14 protein-coding genes and 1 tRNA gene are annotated in these 20357 nt (G+C 64.1%); 7 read left to right on the top strand and 8 right to left on the bottom strand.

Features of this window, described 5'->3' with window-relative positions:
- Positions 1-118 precede the first annotated feature (118 nt).
- The 4 genes from ACFB49_RS09925 to ACFB49_RS09910 all read left to right on the top strand — a co-directional run bounded on the left by ACFB49_RS09925 (position 119) and on the right by ACFB49_RS09910 (position 6372).
- Complete coding sequence (locus ACFB49_RS09925) at positions 119-913, top strand: ImuA family protein (protein WP_380878982.1); 795 nt, start codon at positions 119-121, stop codon at positions 911-913.
- The gene (locus tag ACFB49_RS09920) at positions 807-2366 is read left to right on the top strand and encodes a Y-family DNA polymerase (RefSeq protein WP_380878980.1); all 1560 of its coding nucleotides are present in this window, start codon (positions 807-809) and stop codon (positions 2364-2366) included. The genes ACFB49_RS09925 and ACFB49_RS09920 overlap by 107 nt, the downstream gene beginning before the upstream one ends.
- A 5-nt stretch (positions 2367-2371) precedes the next feature.
- A complete protein-coding gene (locus ACFB49_RS09915) occupies positions 2372-5674 on the top strand; it encodes an error-prone DNA polymerase (RefSeq protein WP_380879913.1) in 3303 nt (1100 codons plus the stop codon).
- A 68-nt stretch (positions 5675-5742) separates the two neighbouring features.
- A complete protein-coding gene (locus ACFB49_RS09910) occupies positions 5743-6372 on the top strand; it encodes a YbhB/YbcL family Raf kinase inhibitor-like protein (protein ID WP_380878978.1) in 630 nt (209 codons plus the stop codon).
- A gap of 2 nt (positions 6373-6374) precedes the next feature.
- Here the strand turns inward: ACFB49_RS09910 and ACFB49_RS09905 are convergent, their stop codons facing one another.
- Positions 6375-8285 carry a M61 family metallopeptidase gene (locus tag ACFB49_RS09905; RefSeq protein ID WP_380878977.1) on the bottom strand — a complete coding sequence of 637 codons (1911 nt, stop codon included), beginning with the start codon at positions 8283-8285 and terminating at the stop codon, positions 6375-6377.
- Between the two features lie 43 nt (positions 8286-8328).
- A complete protein-coding gene (locus tag ACFB49_RS09900) occupies positions 8329-10359 on the bottom strand; it encodes an amidohydrolase family protein (protein WP_380878975.1) in 2031 nt (676 codons plus the stop codon).
- Between the two features lie 114 nt (positions 10360-10473).
- On the opposite strand from ACFB49_RS09900, the gene ACFB49_RS09895 reads away from it, so the two are divergent.
- On the top strand, positions 10474-10746 hold the full coding sequence (locus ACFB49_RS09895; protein WP_380878973.1) for a hypothetical protein: 273 nt from the start codon (positions 10474-10476) through the stop codon (positions 10744-10746).
- A gap of 12 nt (positions 10747-10758) precedes the next feature.
- Here ACFB49_RS09895 and ACFB49_RS09890 read toward each other — a convergent pair whose 3' ends face one another.
- Complete coding sequence (locus ACFB49_RS09890) at positions 10759-13692, bottom strand: EAL domain-containing protein (protein ID WP_380878971.1); 2934 nt, start codon at positions 13690-13692, stop codon at positions 10759-10761.
- Positions 13693-13976: 284 nt separating this feature from the next.
- Between ACFB49_RS09890 and ACFB49_RS09885 the strand changes: the two genes are divergently transcribed.
- A complete protein-coding gene (locus ACFB49_RS09885; protein WP_380878969.1) occupies positions 13977-16310 on the top strand; it encodes a GH92 family glycosyl hydrolase in 2334 nt (777 codons plus the stop codon).
- A gap of 46 nt (positions 16311-16356) precedes the next feature.
- Here ACFB49_RS09885 and ACFB49_RS09880 read toward each other — a convergent pair whose 3' ends face one another.
- The 5 genes from ACFB49_RS09880 to ACFB49_RS09860 form a co-directional block, all read right to left on the bottom strand.
- Entirely contained in the window at positions 16357-16818 is a 462-nt protein-coding gene (locus ACFB49_RS09880) for an MliC family protein (protein ID WP_380878966.1), read from the bottom strand.
- Positions 16819-16854: 36 nt separating this feature from the next.
- Positions 16855-17400 carry a hypothetical protein gene (locus tag ACFB49_RS09875; protein ID WP_380878964.1) on the bottom strand — a complete coding sequence of 182 codons (546 nt, stop codon included), beginning with the start codon at positions 17398-17400 and terminating at the stop codon, positions 16855-16857.
- Positions 17401-17510: 110 nt separating this feature from the next.
- Positions 17511-18599 carry an alpha/beta fold hydrolase gene (locus tag ACFB49_RS09870; protein ID WP_380878962.1) on the bottom strand — a complete coding sequence of 363 codons (1089 nt, stop codon included), beginning with the start codon at positions 18597-18599 and terminating at the stop codon, positions 17511-17513.
- A gap of 57 nt (positions 18600-18656) precedes the next feature.
- Positions 18657-19511 (bottom strand): SDR family NAD(P)-dependent oxidoreductase, encoded by an 855-nt coding sequence (locus tag ACFB49_RS09865; RefSeq protein WP_380878960.1) that lies wholly within the window; start codon positions 19509-19511, stop codon positions 18657-18659.
- Between the two features lie 174 nt (positions 19512-19685).
- A tRNA-Lys gene (locus tag ACFB49_RS09860) sits at positions 19686-19761 on the bottom strand.
- A gap of 136 nt (positions 19762-19897) precedes the next feature.
- Between ACFB49_RS09860 and ACFB49_RS09855 the strand changes: the two genes are divergently transcribed.
- Positions 19898-20356: a (2Fe-2S)-binding protein gene (locus tag ACFB49_RS09855; RefSeq protein WP_380878958.1), complete on the top strand. Its 459-nt coding sequence runs from the start codon at positions 19898-19900 to the stop codon at positions 20354-20356.
- Position 20357 lies beyond the last annotated feature (1 nt).

Below are 20357 nucleotides of genomic sequence, written 5' to 3'. Positions count from 1 at the left end.
GTGCACCGTGGGGCTGTGTCTCGACTTCGCTCGACACAAACGGTTGGGAGAGAAGGCGCCCTTCACCTTGACATCCCATGATCAAAGACCACTATAGAACAAAACAGGAACAATAGACGTGCGCGAGTCGCCCAAACTCATTGCCGCATTGCGTGGGCGGATTGTGGCGATGGCCGGGCCCGATTCTGCGGCCATGAATCGCATCGCCACCGGTCATGTCGCGATCGATGCGGCGTTGGGCGGTGGGCTGGCTTCCGGTCGACTGCATGAGGTGTTCGCCACTGATCCCGCGGAGGCGGCAAGTGCGGCGGGCTTTGCGGCGATGCTGGCGCTCAGGGCGACGCACAGGTCCGCTGCGGAAGGGTTGTTATGGTTGCGTTGCGACGAAGCCGAAAGACGGACGGGCGGACTTTATGCGCCGGGCTTCGCCGAACTGGGTGGCGATCCCGATGTGTTGCTGCTGGCGCTTGCCCCCGATCCGGTGGCGCTTCTGCGGGGGGCTGCGGATGCGGCCCGTTGCGCGGGTTTGGGGGCGATCCTGGTCGAATGCTGGGGCAATCCGCGGGTGCTCGATCTCACGGCGACGCGCCGGCTGACGCTTGCTGCCGAGCAATCGGGCGTGGCGGTGCTGCTGCTGCGGATCGATGCCGAACCCGCCCCCAGCGCGGCGGATACGCGCTGGCAGGTGCGGGCGGCCCCCTCCGCAGCGTTGGAGGCGAACGCCCCCGGGCAGGCGGCGTTCGACGTGGAACTGTTGCGCCAGCGGGCTGGCCTCGGCGGCCTCGCCTGGCGCGTGGAGTGGGATCGTGAACGATGCGCCTTCCGGGAGCCGGCGCTATCTGGCGCTATGGTTTCCCTTCCTCAGCGCGGACCGGCTGCGGGCGATCTCCGGCCCGTCCGCAATATCGCCTGATACGCCGCTCGCCTTTATCGAGAAGGTGAAGGGGGCGTTGCGGCTGGCGGCGGTCGATCCCATCGCCATGCGGCTGGGATTGTCGCCCGGTCTAGCACTTGCCGATGCCCGCGCCCGCGTGCCCGACCTTGCCGTCGTCGATCATGATCCGACAGCCGACCTCACTTTCCTGGAAAGGCTGGCGGATGGCTGCGGCCGTTACACGCCGATGGTCGCGGTCGATGCGCCCGATGGTCTGCTACTGGATATTGGCGGTTGCACTCATCTGTTCGGTGGCGAGGGGGGACTGGCGGCCGATGCGACGACGCGGCTGACCACTGCTGGACTGATCCTGCGCCATGCCTTTGCCGATACGGGCGATGGCGCCCGTGCGCTGGCGCGCTTCCAGACGGTGCCGGCCGCGGACGAGGCGGCGGCGATCCGGCGGCTGCCGGTGGCGGCCTTGCAACTCGATCCCGAGGCGGAAACCGGCCTCAAGCGCGCGGGCCTCAAGACGGTAGGCGATCTCGCCTGCCGGCCGTTTTCGACCATCGCCGCCCGCTTCGGTGCGGAAGCAGTGACGGCGCTGCGCCGGCTGCTGGGCGAAACCGACAGGCCGATTACGCCCCGTCGTGCCGAACCGATGATCCGGGTTGAACGTCGCTTCGCCGAGCCGATCGCCAACACCGAATATGCGCTTGCCGTGCTGGAAGAACTGGCGGGCGAGGCGAAGGTGCGGCTCGAAGAGCGAAGGGCCGGGGGGCGGCGGTTCGAGGCAATGTTCTTCCGCAGCGACGGGCTGGCGCGGGTGCTTCAGGTCGAAACCAGCCGACCGACGCGCGATCCGGCCATGGTGATGCGGCTCTTCCGCGAGCGGATCGAGACTTTGCGCGATCCGATCGACCCCGGTTTCGGTTTCGACATGGTGCGGCTTTCGGTGCCGCGCGCCGAACCGCTGGCGGCGACGCAACTGAAGCTGGAGGGCGGGGCGGTCCATGAGGCCGAGATTGCGGCGCTGGTCGATCGGCTGAGCACGCGGCTGGGGCGGGGCAGGGTGCAGCGCCTGCGATCGCGCGACACGCATATCCCCGAACAGGCGCAACTGGCATTGCCCGCCGTGACGGCCGGCATGCCAGCGCCTTGGCCGGTTTCTCCATCGGACGAGCCCCCCTTGCGGCCGATCCATCTGTTCGATCCGCCGCAAAGGATCGAGGTGATCGCCGAGGTGCCCGATGGCCCGCCCCACCGCTTCCGCTGGAGGCGCGAGGCGCATGAGGTGCGTCGCTATGAGGGGCCGGAGCGGATCGCCACCGAATGGTGGCGTCGCAAGGACGGCGCGGTCGACCAGCCCGGCCTAACCCGCGATTATTACCGCGTCGAGGACGCGCGCGGCCGGCGCTTCTGGATCTTCCGCCACGGCCTCTATGACGAGAAACCCGATCCAGGCTGGTATCTGCACGGGCTGTTCGCGTGACGACGATGGTGCCCCTTGACCGCTCTTCGAGCGATCCGCCTTCCCCTTTGGAAGAATTGCCGCAGTTCGCCGAACTCGTTGCCGCGACCAATTATTCCTTCCTGCGCGGTGCATCGCATCCGGCGGACATGGTGGCGCGTGCGATCGAACTGGGCATGGCCGGCATCGGGATTGCCGATCGCAACACCGTGGCGGGCGTGGTGCGGGCTTGGGTAACGCTCGGCTCGACACCTGAGGAGCGGCGAGAGGCGATGGCGGCAACCGGGTTCCGCCTCGTCGTCGGCTCGCGGTTGGTGTTCGCAGATGGCACGCCCGATATCATCGCCTACCCCGCGACACGCTATGGCTGGGGACGACTGACGCGGCTGCTGACGACGGGCAACCGCCGGGCGGAGAAGGGCGATTGCATTCTCCATTTCGGTGATCTGATCGAGCACAGCGAAGATCTGCTGCTGATCGTGATGGCGGACGATGTCCATGAATTCGCCCTGCGCCGGCTGGTAGCAGAGCGGCCGGGGGCCGTCTGGCTGGGAGCGGCGATGGCGCGCGACGGCCGCGACCGGCGGCGGCTGGCGAAGCTCATGCGGTTGGGCGCGGGGACCGGCGTGCCGCTGATCGCCACCTGCGACGCGCTCTATGCCGGGCCGGAACAGCGGCCGCTCCATGATATCGTCACCTCCATCCGGGAAGGCGTGACGATCGCCGAGGCTGGGCGTTTGCTCGCCACCAATGCCGAGCGCCATCTGAAGCTGCCGGTAGAAATGGGACGCTTGTTCCGCGATTGCCCGGAAGCCGTGGCCGCGTCGCTCGACTTTCTCGCACGGATCAATTTCCATCTCGATCAGCTCCGCTACGAATATCCACATGAGCCCGTGCCCGAAGGCTGGGACCCGCAAGGCTGGCTCGAACATCTGGTGATGGAGGCGGCGCACGCACAGCATCCCGAGGGGATTCCAGCGAGGATGCAGGCGGTGCTCGATGAGGAGTTCACCCTTGTTCGCAAGCGGAACTACGCTTATTATTTCCTGACGGTGCATGACATCGTGCGCTTCGCCCGCACGCGCGACCCGCCGATCCTCTGCCAGGGGCGCGGATCGGCCGCCAATTCGCTGATCTGCTACCTACTCGGCGTCACCCCGATCGATCCAGTGAAGGAAAATCTCCTCTTCAGCCGCTTCCTTTCCGATGAGCGCGGCGAGCCCCCGGACATCGACGTCGATTTCGAACACGAGCGGCGTGAGGAGGTGATGCAATATGTCTATGAGCGCTACGGCCGCCATCGCGCCGGCATTGCCGCCACCGTCATCCATTATCGCTCGCGCAGCACCTTCCGCGAAGTCGGCAAGGCGCTGGGCCTGAGCGAGGATGTGACCGCGCGCCTCGCGAACACGAGTTGGGGCAGCTATGGCGGTTTGATCGAAGAAGGCCGCTATGCCGAGGCGGGCTTCGATCTCGCTAATCCCGAAATGGCCCGGCTGAAGGCGCTGGTCGATCAGCTTCTCGAATTTCCGCGCCATCTTTCCCAACATGTCGGCGGTTTCGTGCTGACCGAGGACCGGCTCGACGAGATGGTGCCGATCCACAATGCAGCGATGGAGGATCGCACCTTCATCGAATGGGACAAGGATGACATCGACGCACTCGGCTTGATGAAGGTCGATATTCTGGCGCTCGGGATGCTGACCTGTATCCGCAAGAGCTTCGATCTGATGTGCGAGCATGCGATGGGCGATTTTCAGCTCGAAACCGTCCCGGACAAGGACGAGGCCACCTACAACATGCTGTGCAAGGGCGACAGCATCGGCGTGTTCCAGGTGGAAAGCCGCGCGCAGATCAACATGCTGCCCCGGCTTCGCCCGCGTGAATTTTACGATCTCGTTATCCAGGTCGCGATCGTCCGGCCTGGGCCGATCGAGGGCGATATGGTCCATCCCTATCTGCGGCGGCGGAACAAAGAGGAGGCGGTGGTCTATCCCAGTCCAGCGCCACCCCATGACCCGGATGAGCTGAGAGAGGTACTCGGCAAGACCTACGGCGTACCCCTGTTCCAGGAACAGGCGATGAAGCTTGCTATCACCGCCGCGGAGTTCAGTGCGGACGAAGCCAATGGGCTACGCCGTGCAATGGCGACCTTCCGCAATGTCGGCACCATCCACAAATATAAGAAGAAAATGGTCGAGGGCATGGTTCGGCGCGGATATGAGCGGGAGTTCGCCGAGCGCTGTTTCAAGCAGATCGAAGGGTTCGGCAGCTATGGCTTCCCGGAGAGCCACGCCCAGGCCTTCGCCAAACTCGTCTATGTCTCGGCCTGGATCAAATGCCACCACCCGGCGGTGTTCACCTGCGGCCTGCTGAATTCGCAGCCGATGGGTTTCTACGCGCCCGCCCAGCTTGTCCGCGATGCGCGCGATCACGGCGTGGAGGTGCGGCCGATCGATATCAATGCCAGCCATTGGGACAACAGTCTGGAGCGACGCGAGGATGGCGCACTGGCGTTGAGACTGGGCTTCCGCCAGATCGACGGTTTCCGTGAGGAGTGGGCCGAAAAGCTGGTCAACGCGCGGATCAACGCACCCATCGAAAGCATTGAGGCGCTCGCCCGCAATGCCAAGCTGCCGGCCCGCGCGCTGCGCCTGCTGGCGGATGCGGATGCCTGCCGCTCGATCGCGCTCGATCGCCGCGAAGCATTGTGGGAAGCGCGGCGAACGCCGCAGGGCGAATTGCCGCTGTTCGCCGCGGCTGATGCCCGCGAACTGGCCGAGGAACCGGACGCCGCGCTGCCCGCCATGCCGCTCGTCGAACATGTGATGACCGATTATCAGATGACCCGGCTGTCGCTGAAGGATCATCCGATGACCTTCCTGCGCGCACAGTTCCGGGCAGAAGGTGTGCTGAGCTGCGCGGATATGGATCGCGCGAAGAATGGCGCTCAGGTCCGCGCGGCGGGCGTGGTGCTGATCCGCCAGCGACCGGGCAAGGGCAATGCCATCTTCGTCACGCTGGAGGACGAGACCGGCATCACCAATGTGCTGATCTGGGCCCGGCTGTTCGAACGCTATCGCCGTGTCGTCATGGCGTCACGGCTGATGGAGGTGCAGGGCGAGGTGCAGCGGAGCAAGGAGGGCGTCGTTCATTTTATGGCGTCTCGCATCGTCGATCGCACGGCTCTGCTCGACGGACTTTCCGGCGAAGGACCGGCACGGATCACGCTGGCGCCAGGGGACGTCTTCGCCCATCCGCAAATTCCCCGCGGCCATGATCATCCGCGCAATGTGCGCATCCTTCCCAAGTCGCGCGATTTCCACTGAGGAGCATAAGCCATATATTGGCGTTGAGGGTCTAGTTGAAACTGGACTCGCGAGGGGAGGATCGCCTGATGCTCGAACATCTGCCGCAGTGGATCGGGGCGCTGATGCGCAATGTTCGCGCCGGCCATGCCAAGCTCGCCATCGTCCAGCCGGAGCTTGCCATCACCGGCAAGCCGATGAACCTGTCGAGCCCGGCCTTTGCGGATGGCGCGCGGTTGCCGGAACGGTTCACGGCCGATGGCGCGGGCGTCTCCCCCCCTTTGGTGTGGAGCGATGTCCCCGCAGGCACGCAGAGCCTCGTGCTGATCGTCGAGGATCCTGACGCGCCTGCGCCCAACCCGCTCGTCCATGCGATCGTCTGGGGGATGGACCCCGAGGAGCGTCGACTGGCCGAGGGGACAATCGTTTCGTCTGAGAAACTAGATGGCGCCGGCGATACCGGTCGCAACAGTGCGTTCGGCGAAGGCTGGCTGCCGCCCGACCCGCCTTCGGGCCATGGCAGCCATGATTATATCTTTCAGCTCTTCGCGCTTTCGGAGGCGCCCGCGATCAGCGGGCATCCGGGCCGTTCGACGCTGTTGAAGGCGATGGCGGGCAAGGTGCTGGCGGCGGGCTTGCTCGTCGGCACCTATTCCCGCGGGGAGGCTGCCCGGCCGGGCGGCCATGCCGTGCGCGAGGCCTCACCCGCCGCCCGCTGATCTCAGGGCTTGGGTTGGAGGAGCACGTCGAGCGTCGAAGCGCCGACGCCCGTGCGTTCGAGCCGCGGATAGCGCAGGCCGCCGTTCCAGGCGATGTCCACATCCCGGAAACGATCGCCCGACTGGACGATCAAGCGGATCGGCTGCTTGCTCCCCTTGGCGGCACGGATCGCGTCCTTCAGTCGGTCGTCCGAATAAGCGCGGTCGCCCACCGCGACGATGCGGCTGCCGACGGAAAGGCCGGCGTTGAAGGCCGGGCCATCCCAGACCACCTGGACGATCTCGCCGCCCTTTGACGACAGGCCGATCGAGTAGCTGAGGTCGATCGTCTTAGATGTGCGCTCGGCATCCTTGCTGAAGCTGGTCGGCTCGTCGCCATAGACCAGGCGATACCCGCCATCGGTAAATCCCTTCAACGGCGCGCCGTCGGCCTTCTCGTCCAGCCGCGTGCGCAGGAAGCTTGCCCAGTCGTAGCGCACGATCCCGTTCAGCGTCGCGACGACATCGTCGAAGGTGTAGGTGTCGGTGCCCCAGTCGCCATCCTTCTGGCCGAAGAAGGCGCGGGCGAAATCGTCCATCGATTTCTGCCCACCCGAACGCGCGCGCAGAATGCTGTCGACCTCGAGCCAGACCAGCATGCCTTCGTTGTAATAATCCTCGGACCGCTGGTAGCTCAGCCAGCCCTTCGGCCGGCGCGCGGCGATGACGGGATCGTTGGTCGTGTCCTGCAAGGCCCGCCAGTCGCGGGCGCGGCGAACGTCGAGATTGGCCGCGATCGCCGCCAGTGCCTCTAGCGTTTCCGCCTTTGTGAACAGGCCCGAACGGGCGCCCAGCACATAGCCCCAGAATTGCGTCTGGCCTTCATAGACCCAGAGCAGATCGTCGTTCATCGGCGTACTGAAGTCGGCGGTCCAGTTGCCCGCCGGGCGCCGGAATTTGCCGTTCCAGCTATGGGTGAATTCGTGGGGCAACAGGTTGCGGCGGCCCGGACCCTTGCTCCACTCGGTGAAATATTCGCGGTTCACGCCGTTTTCGGAACTGCGATGATGCTCCAGGCCGATGCTGCCCATCTCGTCGGTCAGCGCCAGCAGGAATTCGTAATTGTCGTAATGCTGCGCGCCGAACAGCTTGATCGCCTGATCGACCAGCCGGCGATGCGCGGCGATCTGGTCGGGCGTGGCCTCCAGGAACTTCGCCTCGTCGGCGACGATGTTCAGCCGCACGCGTGGAGAAAGCTGGTCCTGGCGGAAATATTTGCCGGCGAACACGGGGGAATCGACCAGCGTCTCATAATTGGTCGTGTCGTAGCGGTAGGTCGATCCGGTCGCCTTGGACGGCAGGCCGGATGCCGCCTTCCACCCGTCGGGATATTTCACCGTCGCGCTGACCGGGATCTGCCGGGTGTAATAGCCCGCGGGGTAGAGCGAGACCATTTCCCACTGCAGGTTCATCATCGCGGGAGTGATGACGATGCGGCCCTGGTCCCGGTCGGTCGCGGAAACGAAGTCGAACGCGATGTCCAACTGCTTCGCGCCCGCCGGCACGTCAATGTGGAAGGCGTAGACATCGACAGTGTCGCGCCGCCACGTCAGCACCTTGCCGCCGGCCATGATCTTCAGGCCCACCAGCTTCTCGATTTCGCCGCGTGGTGCGTGCTTGCCGGGCAGCCATTTGGGGAAGAGCAATGTCATCGGCCCGGCCTGCGCGACCGGGATCGCCTGTTTCACGCGGAAGATGGCGCGTTCGACGTCCGTGGCGTCCACGTCCAGCGTCATCGTGCCGGGATAGGGGACGTCGCGCGGGCTGGGGATGCGCTCCACCACCGGCACGGCTTCGGGCGCGCTATTTTCGGCGAAACTGGGGGTGGCGACGGCACAGAGAAGCAGAGGCAGAAGCAAAATACGGGGGGTCATCGGGGCAGGACTCTTTGGAAACGGTTGGGCAGGCGGGGCGGATTCAGGGACGGGTGGGCACCGTCACCTTGGGGGCCGCGGCGAAGGGCTTGATCCCGAACTTGGGATAAACCTCGCTCGGGAAATAGATGGTCCCGTCCTTGACGACCATTGCAATCGACTTGATTGCCTTCAGATCCTTGGTTGGATCGCCTGGGATCAGGAAGAAATCGGCCATCTTGCCCTTCTCGATCGAACCGAACTGCTGGTCGCGCCCGAGATAGTGGGCCATGTCGAACGTCGCGCGCTTCAGGATCTGCGCGGGCGTCATGCCGGCTTTCTGATAGAGTTCCAGTTCGCGGTGATAGGTGAAGGAACCGCCGGTATCGGTGCCCGGCACGATCAGCACGCCGCGATCGTTGAGGGTCTTCACGGTCGCGACGATCTTGTCGAAGGCCGCACGATAGGCAGCGTCGTCGCCCGGCGCTGACGTATCGACCATCGCCTTCTTCGCGCCGCGCTGATAGCCGACCGGCATATGATCGAGATAATCGACCGCGCCCGGCGGCACCTGGCCATCGCGGCCCAGCGTGAACATCTCGTGGATGCCCAGCGTCACATCGATGGCGAGCTTGCGATCGACCATGGCGTTGATTGTTTGCTGCACCTTCGGGCTGTTGAGGTCCAGGGTCCGCAGCCGCCGTAGCGCCGTGAGGCGGAGCAGCGAGCGGGTATCCTCCTTCGGCTCCAGCACCCAGCCCAGCATGAACTGGTTGATGTGGGTCATCTCGTCATAGCCGGCGGCGATCATCGCGTCGGCATTGGAGAAAGCGGGGACGTGGCCGGCGACACGCAGACCGAGCTTGTGCGCCTCCGCCACCATCGCCGGCACCCAGGCTGGGTTCATGCTGTTGTAGATCTTGATCTGCCAATAGCCGCGCGCCGCATACCAGCGCACCGCGTCCACCGCGGCCGCCTCGCTGTCGACGACGATTCCGTTATTGGCGCTGAACGGGCTCTTGCCCTCGATGAACCCGCTGCGCACCACGCGCGGCCCGGCGATCACGCCGCCTTCGATCCGATCGATCAGCTTGTCGAGCACGGCATTGTCATTGCCCATGTCGCGCACGGTGGTGATGCCCGCGATCAGATTGAGCAGTGCATCGTCCTGCGAAATATGGGCATGCATCTCAACCATGCCGGCGATCAGCGTTCCGCCCGCGCCGTCGATCGCCACCTCGCCCGGTGTCGCCGGGCTGTCGATCGGCTCGACCGCCGCAATCTCACGGCCGCTGACGACGACCGAAACCGGATCGGTCAGCGTCAGCGTCTTGGGATCGAACAGCCGCACGTTGCGGATGCGGACCGGTGCGTCGTAGCGGTGGGCCACGTCCTTCTGGATGGCGACATAGCGCTCGGTCGACCATTTGGCGGCAAGGCCGCGCAGCCGCTCTTCCTCGCCTTCATAACCTTCGCGGATGATGATGAAATCAGGCGTAAGGTAGGCGAACATCTCGCCCTTTTCGTCCATCAGGATCGTATCGGGATTGAGGTCGATGCCGCCTACCTCATAAGCCGTTACCGCCGTCGTGCCTGCCTTGCCCGCAACCTGCAGCGCCTCACCCTTTTCCAGCCGCAGCGTGCCGCCGGGCAGGGCCGGCAGCGTGCCATCGGCATCCTTCATCAGCGCGCGGGCATAGAGGCCCAACGCCCAGGGGCTTGCGCCCTGCGCGACATAGAGGCTCGGCTCCTTGATCGGGGTCTTTCCGGGACCGGTGGAGTCGCTCCACGTCGCCTGGCTGCCCTTCAGCGCGAAGTTTTCGCTCACCTTGCTACCGAAGGTGGTGGCGCCCTTGATCGCCCACTGGGTCGGTAACCCCTGAGCGTTCACCTGGATCGTCTCGGCGATCGTCGGGCCACGGCCGTTATTCTTGTAATCATAATCGATTACGGTCTTGTCGCCGGTCGTATCGGCATTGAGGTGGCCGACATTCCGCCCACCGAAGATCACGGTGAACCGTTCGGGTGCGGCGGAGGCGATGGAGGGGAGGAGGGCGGCGGAAAGGCACAGGGCCAGACGGAGCGAGGTCTTCATGGTCGGCGATAGACCATGAAGCCCGGCCTGCATCAACCCATAGCAATTTGCACAGCTTCTCCAGTGCGAGCGATTCCGCTATGCTGCGCACCATAAAAATACGGGAAGAGGATCATGGAAGAGCTGGATCCGAGACGCCCTCATTGGGTGCCCGCGGTGGTGGCGCCGATGCGCGACTGGCGCGGCAAGCCGGGTTGCCATCGCGGCGCCCGCTATCTGGTCAGCGAACATGACCTCCGACCGACCGTTTCCGATTTCCCCGCGTTCGACAACCGCGCGGATTGCTTGCGCTGGATACTGGCGCACCGGATGGAGTTGGCGCGCAACCTTCCCGATGCTCCCGTAGTGCCGGTCGATCTTGCCCGCTGGATGCTGGGCCTGTCCTGACCGGAGCCGTCCCTACCAGCTTTTTGCGTTGCTGTGCCGTAGGTCGTGAATGCTGACATGCGGCAAGCCGGCCTTGCGGCGTGCCGCATCCCAGCTCGAAAAGAAGGATCGATAGGGCTTTTTGGTCCGCGGATTGGCGATCACATAGGGGCAGTCATCCCAGCGGGGCAACTGGCCGATGACGTCGATGACGGCGGCAGAAAGGTTGATCTGCGCGGCCGCGCCATCGCCGCGTTGGACGCGCCACACCCGCATGTCGAGATTGATGTCGTCCCAACACGCGCCGAGCAGCTCGCTCACCCGCAAATTGGTCAGCAGCAGCAGCGCAACGATATGTTTGAGCTGACTGTTATGGCTGGCGTGGACGGCCTTGCGCAGCCGGTTCATCTCTTCCGTGGTCAGTGCCCGATCCCGTCCGCCATCCGATGCGGAAAGCGAAAGGTGTTGGACCGGATTGAACTCGGCGCCGGGAACCCCCCACCGTCCGGCCATGGTGAACATATAGCCGAGGATGCCGTGCAGCCGCGCGGCGGTGTTGGGGCCGTCGCCGCCTCGTTCCCTGGCTGCGGCAAGCCAGGTCGAGATGTCCGATCGCGCGATTTCGTTCAGCCGGAACCGGCCGAATTTTGGCAGGATATGATCCTGCAAATAGCTTTGGTGGATTTCACGCGTGCGGCCATGGCCACGCAGATGATCCAGATAGCGTTGGGCGAATTGCTCGACGGTGGGAATGATCCGGCCATCCGCCACCGCATGACGCCCGGCGGCGAGGATACCGATATCCTGCCACGCGAAAGAGGGGCGGGGCGCCGCCGCCAGGCTTAGCCCGATTCTCCCCGCAAGCTGTTCCAGCGTCAGGCCGTGGGCACCACCCGCCAGGGGATGCGAACTGGCGTGGCCGGACGTGCTGAGGCCCAGCGTTCCCAGCAGATAAGGCGAAATCCGATGGCTGGTGCAGAGCCCGCCATTGCCGTCGCTCACCAAAGGCGATCCGAACTCGATGCCGTGCTGGCCCTTGGTCGCGCGGCGCACCGTGGCGGCGACCAGCTGGCCGTCGCCGAAATCCATGATGATCTGGGAATCGATCGGAACCTCGGGCAGCGCCTCGACCAACGCGCCGGTTTCGGAAAGATTGCGGATCAGGACCGGGTGATAATAGCCACCAACGATCGCGCCGGCCTTGCGATATACCGATTGCCGATCACTGCGCTGCTTGGCCGGGCCGGACGGCGGGATCACCCAGTCGCCAGTTTCCAGCCTCTCGCTCAACTCGTCGTTATCGACCGCCTTGCTGTAGACATAACCCTGGACGTGGCTGACGCCGAGATTGCGGATCAGATCGAGCTGATCGAGGGATTCGATGCCTTCGGCGGTGGTTTCCATCTCCAGCGCATTGGCCAGTGCGACGATCGCCGCGATGATCGCGCCGTTGCGGGAGCCTGCAACCGTGGCGCCGCGCACGAAGCTCTGGTCGATCTTGATCTTGTCGAACGGCGCGGTCTTCAAATAGCCGAGCGAGGAATAGCCGGTGCCGAAATCGTCGAGCGCGAGGCGAACGCCGATGCCCTTCAGGGTTTCGAACATGCCATCGGTTTCAGCGGATTCGCTCAGGAATATGCCTTCGGTCAGCTCCAGTTCGAGCCGGCTTGCGGGCAGGCCGGAGGCGGCGAGCGCCGACATCACGATCTTCGGCAACATTTCACTGGTGAACTGGATCGGCGAGACATTGACCGCGACACGAAGCTTGCCCGGCCAGTTCGCCGCATCCTCGCACGCTTTGCGCAACACCCATTCGCCGAGCGGGGCGATCAGGTTCGCTTCCTCCGCGATCGGGATGAACAGAGCAGGGGAAACCGGCCCGCGCACGGGATGGTGCCAGCGGATGAGCGCCTCGACGCCGGTGACGCAATTGCTGCGGGCGTTGACGATCGGCTGGTAGAACAGTCGTATCTCGCCCTTGGCCAGCGCATCGCGCAGATCTTCCTCCAGCAGCCGCCGGTCTTCCGCCACCTCCAGCAGATCGCTCGAAAAGAAGCGGAAGCGGCCGCGGCCGTCGGTCTTGGCGGCATAGAGCGCCAGGTCGACATTGCGGGTCAGTTCCTCGCGAGTCTGTCCGTCCGCGGGCGCCACTGCGACGCCGATCGAGGCGCCGATGTTGCAACGACTGCCTTCGACCGAATAGGGTTGGGAGAGCGAGGATATGATATCGGATGCGAGCGCGCCGATGATGCCGCGATCCTCGCAGTCAGGCATGATGATCTGGAATTCGTCGCCGCCAAGCCGGAAGATCTTCTCCCTGTCGCCGACGATCCGCAGCAGCCTCTCGCTCACCTGCTTCAGCAGCGCGTCGCCCGCCGGATGGCCGAGCGTGTCATTGACCTGCTTGAACCGGTCGAGATCGATCAGCAGCACGGCGCAGGGGCGCTTGTGATGCTCCAGTGCGACCAGGCTCGCTTCAAGCGCCTTGGCCATGCGCAGTCGGTTGGGCAGACCGGTCAACGGATCATACATCGCCAGTTGCGACGCATGTTCGGAAGCGCGGCGCTGCTCCGTTATGTCGACGCCGGACCCTCGATAGCCCTTGAAGGCGCCTGTCTTGTCGAATTGCGGGGCACCGGAGACCACCCACCAGCGCTCGTCGTCTGGATTGGCCGAGGTCAGCGTGATCTTCTCGAAACTCGACCGCTTGGCCATGATGAAGGGCAGGGTCCGGCTGGAAGCCGCTTCACCATCCGGTAGCACGAAATGGTCGGTGAAGAGGGAACCTAGCGGGGATCGCGCATCGTCGCTGATTATCTTGGCGATATTGTCCGTCAGGTAGGTGATCCGGCCGGCCTCGTCGGTTGACCAGAACCAGCCCTGACCGGACTCTTCAAAGCTGCGTAGTAGCAGAATGGCTTCATCGCCGCCGCGCAGCGACGGATTGGCGGTGGCTTGCTTGCCCATCAGCGAGGGCAGTTTCTGAAAGATGCCGCGCCTCTGTCCGGTGGGCTCACCCTCCTCCTTTTCTGTATCCTGCAAGAAACGGACTCGGACCATCGTGGGCTTCCTGCAGGGCTGAACTATCCTCATTCAATAAAGCATCGGCATTTCGGAAGCGTAAACAGCCGCCTAACGGATCGGCCGCGGCGGATTTACTGGCGCCGACTTTGGCGAGGTGTTCGGCCGCATCCGGCCGTGGAAGCGCGCAGCGGCTTGGAGGAGCGGCGCTGCCATGCTCTATGGGGAAGATGCTGATATTCCCACGTCGTGCGCTCTCCGTCCTTGTCGCAACCAGCCTTGTCGCCACCCCGGTCGTCGCGCAGACGGCCTATGACAGTGTCGATCCCTTCATCGGCACGGGCGGCGAAGGCCATACATTTCCTGGGGCGGTCGCTCCGTTCGGGATGGTGCAGGTCAGCCCCGATACCGATACGACCTGTCAGATCAGGGACTGTTACGGCCACGCTGCCGGATATCGCTACGACGACCCGACGATCCAGGGCTTTTCCCAGACCCATTTCTCCGGCGCCGGCCATTCCGACCTGGGCGATTTCCTGATCATGCCGGTGGCCGGCGATGCCGTGCCGCTGGAGCCGGGTGATCCCGCGACGCCGGGATCGGGCTATCGCTCCCGCTTCTCGCATGCCGAGGAAGTCGCACGGCCCGGCTATTATGCCGTGTCGCTGCTCGATGGCGGCGTCCGTGCGGAATTGACCGCGGGGCCGCGCGTCGGTGTCCATCGCTACCGCTTTCCTGCCGGCAAAGCCGCGCATCTCGTGCTCGATCTCAGAAGCTCGCTCTACAATTATCCCGGCAAGATCCTGTGGTCCTCGGTTCGCGTCCGTGCCGACGGCACGATCACGGGATCGCGTGAGACACGCGGCTGGGCGCCGGCCCGTAAGCTCTTCTTCGCGATCCGTGCCAATGCGCCGCTGGCGGGGCACGCCTTCCATAATCGGGAGGAGAAGATCTCCTATAAGGGCTTCCAGGGCCCCGGCCGTGGCCGCGATGACGTGCAGCAACTGCAGGGGCGTGCGCTCGTCGGGCGGCTTGACTTCGGGACGCTGTCGTCCCCGCTCGAAATCAAGGTCGCGATTTCCAGCGTCGACGAGGATGCGGCGATTGCCAATCTCGAAAGCGAAGCTGGCGGCTTCGACGCGATCGCCGGGCGCACCAAAGCGGCTTGGGAGGCGGCGCTCGGCACTCTCGAAATCCAGGCGCCGCAGCCGATGAAGCGGATGGTGACGACCGCGCTCTACCACGCGCTGATGGCGCCCAGCATCTTTTCGGATGCCGATGGCCGCTATCGCGGGCCGGACGATCAGGTGCATCAGGCGCGCGACTTCACTTTCCACTCCACCTTCTCGCTATGGGATACGTTCCGGGCCGAACATCCACTTTTGCTGCTGGTTCAACCCGAAGCGCGGAATGTGGATTTCGTGAAGTCGCTGCTGGCCAGCCAGCAAACGAGCCCCTTCGGCATCCTGCCTGTCTGGCAATTCCACGGGCGCGAGACCTGGACGATGATCGGCTATCATGCCGTGCCGGTGATCGCGGACGCCTGGCTGAAAGGCCTGCGTGGCTTCGACGCCGATGTCGCGCTGGATGCGATGGTGAAGAGCGCCAGCTACGGCCTCTATGGCGGGCTCGATCATTATATGAAGTTGGGCTTCGTGCCGATCGATCTGGAGCCGGAGGCCGCGTCCAAGACCGTCGAATATGCCTATGATGACTGGACGATCGCGCGGATGGCGCAGGCGATGGGGCGCAAGGACGTGGCAGCGCAGTTCGAACGGCGCGCCGGCAACTGGCGTAACAGCTTCGACGCGAAGACCGGTTTCCTGCGCGCACGCAAGGCTGACGGCGCTTTCCGCGAGCCGTTCGATCCGACCGCGATCAACTATGGCAGCGATTATACCGAGGGGAATGCCTGGCAATATTCCTGGTTCGTGCCGCAGGATCAGGCCGGAATGTTCGGCCTGCTCGGCGGTGATGCGGCCGCCGTCCGCAAGCTCGATCAGATGTTCGAATTCGACAACTCGAAGCTGGATTACAGCCATGCCGAGGATATTGCCGGGCTGATCGGCCAATATATCCACGGCAATGAGCCGAGCCATCATGTCGCCTATCTCTATGCCTATGCCGGCGAGCCCTGGCGCACGCAGGAGCGGCTGAAGCAGATCGTCGAAAGCCAGTATAAGGCGGCGCCCGACGGCCTTTCGGGCAATGACGATCTCGGCCAGATGTCGGCCTGGCTCGTCTTCACGGCATTGGGCTTCTATCCTGTGGCGCCGGGATCGAACGAATATGTGATCGGCCGGCCATTCGTCGATCGGGCAGTGCTGACGCTCCCCAGCGGCAAGCGGTTCAGCGTGATCGCGGATGGCCTCTCTGATGCCAATTCTTATGTCGGCCGGGTGACGCTCAACGGGAAACCGCTCGACCGCGTCTATCTGCGCCACGAGGAATTACTGGCGGGCGGAGAATTGCGCTTCACCATGCGGGCTACACCTGACAGGACATGGGGCACGTCGCGCGCCGCGCGCCCATTTTCGATGAGCGTGCGGAAAGCAGGCAAGTAACTGATATTAATTACGAATTTTCAGTTGGTGTCCCTTCGATTAAGCCTCAGGCCGCCTCCCTGCAGGTGGCAATTTTCTTCTCTTCGGTGTTGCCGCCCTTCTTGCCTTCGTAGAGCGTTGCCTCCGGCCCCTTGGTCCACCAGGTCAGCGTCATGTCGTCGCTGCGACCATGCTCCGTAAAGTAGCGAGCGCCCGAGGCGGAAGGTGCGAGATCGAGTTTGTAACTCTTGTCGCCCACCGAAACTTTCACTTCGGGATCGTTGGAGTTGCTGTTGTCATAGCGCGCGCTGATCGTCATCGCCGGCGTGCAGGCATAAGTGACCTCCCTAACCGCGCCGGCGGGCGGTTCGGTAGCGACGGCATTGGCCGCTTCGATGATGTTGGTTTCGGGCGGAGTATCGACCGGCGCGATGTCCACCACGTTCGATTGGCCCGAGGGGCTGGATGAATTGCATGCCGCCAGCAACGCCAGGATGCTGATAGGCGCGATGCGGAGCGTGTGGTTCATCGGACATCCTTTGCCGAAAGCCTGGATCATGCTGTCTTATCCGATCGCCGTGCGGCAGCCCTTGGCCCGGTGCAGGCCGCGCAGAAAACCGCGGCGGGCAACCCCGGCATCGACCGCCTCGTTGAGCCGCCGGGCTGCGGGTGCTGCGCCCGAAATCTCGCGGACGAGCCCGCGAAACGGGATGATGGTGTTCACCAGCGTCTTGCCGCCCGCCTCCGCCAGCTTGCCCGTGCGATTCTCCTTCTTGCCGGGACCAATCAGGTCCGGACCGAGCACATCGTTCAGTTCACGGAGCGACGCGGTGATCTGCGTACAGTTGGCCGCTCCCGTCATGCCATAGGGATCGGATTGGGCCTTCTCCAACACCGGCGGAATTTCCTGCTTCACCGCACCCACGTCGCGCACCGGCTGCGTGGCTATGGTGCCGGCTTTCTTTGCGGCATCCTCGACGTCGCTCTGTGTCTTGCTCTTGGCCGGTGCGGCATCGGTTGGTGTCGTCGTTTGCGCCGACAGGCCATATGGCGCTGCCAAGGCGATGGCCCCCGCAAGCGCCGCCAACTTCAGCATCGATCGCCCGGACATAGGACTTCCCGCTCCCCACAATAGGTTGAACATAGTCCAAATGTCGCAATGTCGGCCAGAGTTCCGGAATTGCGCATCGTCTCCCGGATGCGACCGCTTCCAGACCCACGCTAGCTGCGCTCCAGCAGGGACACGAGTTCCTCCTTCCAGAATTTCGCCCAGCTGTGCGTGCCATGACCGCGCGTGTCGGGCGATGCCGGTATCAGGACATAGCGGGCGTTGCTGATGCGCTTCGCCGCTGTCTCGGCCATGCCCATCTCGGGCGGATTGACGAAGTCGTCGGCGGAATTGACCCAGGTCATGGGCGCCTTGATCTTCTCAAGCTCCGCCAATGGATCGTAATTGCGTGACGAATCGATCTGATACAGGAAATCGTTCGCGTCGCGGTTTGCGATGTCGCGCTCGAACCGCTCCTTCCAATAGACGTCGGCGGCGTCGCGTGTCGGGTAATGGACCTGCAAATACCAGGGCGCCGATCCCACGATTACCGAGATGCTGGAGGCGGTGCGCAACCCTAGCAAGGGCTGCGTGTCGTAATTGCCGTCCTTCCAGGCCGGATCGTCGCGGATACCGTCCATCGCCGCCTTGCGCCACAGTCGATTGCGGCCGGCAATCGCCGCCGCCTGACAGGCCATCGGCATCAGTGCGCGGGCAAAACCGGGATGCTGCTCGCCCCAGACGAAGATATGCATGCAACCCATCGAGGTTCCGAAGATCAGCCTAAGCCGATCGACCTTCAGCCCTTCGGTCAGCAGCCGGCGCTGCGCCTCGACCATGTCGTCATAGTCATAATGCGGGAAGCGCATGCGCAGGCCGTCGCTGGGCTTAGAGGAAGCCCCATGGCCGATATTATCGGGCAGGATGATGAAATAACGAGTGACATCCAGCGGCTGGCCGGGGCCGAACAATTCCTCCGCAAACTGCGGCTGGAGGAATTGCGCACCCGAGCCGCCGGTGCCGTGCAGGATCATGATGGCATTGTCGATGCGCCCCTTGGCGTCGCGATGTGGCGAGCCGATGGTGCGATAATGCATCTTGAGCTCGGGGAGATTCTCCCCCGATCGAAACCGGAAATCCCGGATGATATGGTCGCCCTGCCGCACCTGCGCCTCGTCGAAGGTCTGCGCACGAGCAGGAGCGAACGATAGCAGGGCGAGGATCAGCGAAATCGCCGCCAACTTGCGCGCCCTGGATTTCATGCAGGCTCTCCCGAAAATGCCGCTGTCACTCCGACCGCTGTTCCGACACTGAACTTTTCAGTCGAGGATGATCTTGTCGTAGAGGATCGGGTCGCCGACTATGCTCCTCAGCGATCCGGGGCTGCTTCCGTCAATGTCGCGGACGCCATATTCCATCGCCTGCTCAGCGCCGATCACGGTGCGCCCGGAAAGTTGCATCATTGCGGGATCGCTATGGATCGCGGCGATGACGCGCCCCGTGAAATCGGGTGTTTCAGCCGTCGCCATCAACGCATCGAATTGCCCCGGACGCTCGGCGACGGCTGCCGCGGTGCGGGCAGTCTTCAGGAAGCCCATCCAGATCGACACCGATGCCGCGCCGAAAGGGCGCAATTCCACGGCCATGTCGGCGGACATCTTGTCGGTGCCCGCCTTCTGCGCGCCATAAGCCGGGCCATGGGCATAGGACGCCGCGCCCGGCGCCGAGGTGAAGATCATCAATCCACCGGGCTTGGCGACCAGCAATGGGGCGGCCGCATGCGCGGCGATATAGCTCGATCGCAGCCCGACCGTGATGATATCGACCATGTCCGCAGGCTTCGACCAGAAGGGGCCCGGCCGGATCAACTCGTCGTGAAGCGTGACCGCGTTGTTCACCAGGATGTCGAGCCGGCCATGATCGCGCTCGACGGCCGCGAACAAGGCGCGCACGGATGAATCGTCGGCATGATCGCATGGGAAGGCGATGCCGCGTCCTCCCGCGGCGGTAACCTCTGCGGCGGTTTCGTGGATGGTCCCGCCCAGCCGCGAAGCGTCGGGCGTCTGGCTGCGCCCGGTGACATAGACCGTGTAGCCCGCGGCCCCCAACGCCCGCGCAATACCCTGGCCAGCACCCCGGCTGGCGCCCGTGACGACTGCAACACCGTCCTTCATCATCATCTCCCCGCGGCTCTGTCGGCCCCTATCGCGAATTGCCAGCAGGTCTGGCGGCGATATTCATCGGCGTTCAGAGTGATCGGTTATGGGATAATTCTCAAGCTGTTCGCGGGCAGGCGCGGCGCGCTGGCAAAGCGCGGCCCAATTCAACTCGCGCGTGGAGGGAGACGCTGGTGGGTCCGCCGGGACTCGAACCCGGGACCTCTCGATTAAAAGTCGCTTGCTCTACCAACTGAGCTACGGACCCTCACCAGCGTCTGGCGGCCTCCTAAGCGCGGTCGTGAAAGGGGTCAACCTCGTGCGCGTATTGCGAAACGGTATCAGATGACAACTCATTGCAGCGCAGTATGATAAATGTCTCTGGGGGAACCGGAGATTATTCCATGGCGTACAAGATCACGGTCAACGGCACAGCGCGCGAGGTCGATGTCGATGAGGACACGCCGCTGCTCTGGGTCATCCGCGACGAGCTGGGGCTGACCGGCACGAAATTCGGTTGCGGCGCCGCGATGTGCGGGGCCTGCACGGTTCATATGGACAGCCAGCCGCTCCGCTCCTGCTCGATGCCGATCGCCGCCGTCAGCGGTGAGATCACGACGATCGAGGCGATCGACGGGCCGGAGGCGAAGGCGGTGCAGACCGCGTGGGTGGCGCGGGACGTTCCGCAATGCGGCTATTGCCAGTCGGGCCAGGTGATGAGCGCAGTGGCGCTGCTGAGGGAAATCCCGAAGCCGACGGAAAAGGATATAGACCTCGCGATGAACGGTAATATCTGCCGCTGCGCCACTTATGTCCGCATCCGCGCCGCGATCCACGACGCTGCCAAACTGCTGGAGGCCTGAG

Source organism: Sphingomonas sp. DBB INV C78 (assembly GCF_042693015.1).
Lineage (GTDB): Bacteria > Pseudomonadota > Alphaproteobacteria > Sphingomonadales > Sphingomonadaceae > Sphingomonas_E.
This window is presented reverse-complemented; position numbering and strand designations above follow the sequence as displayed.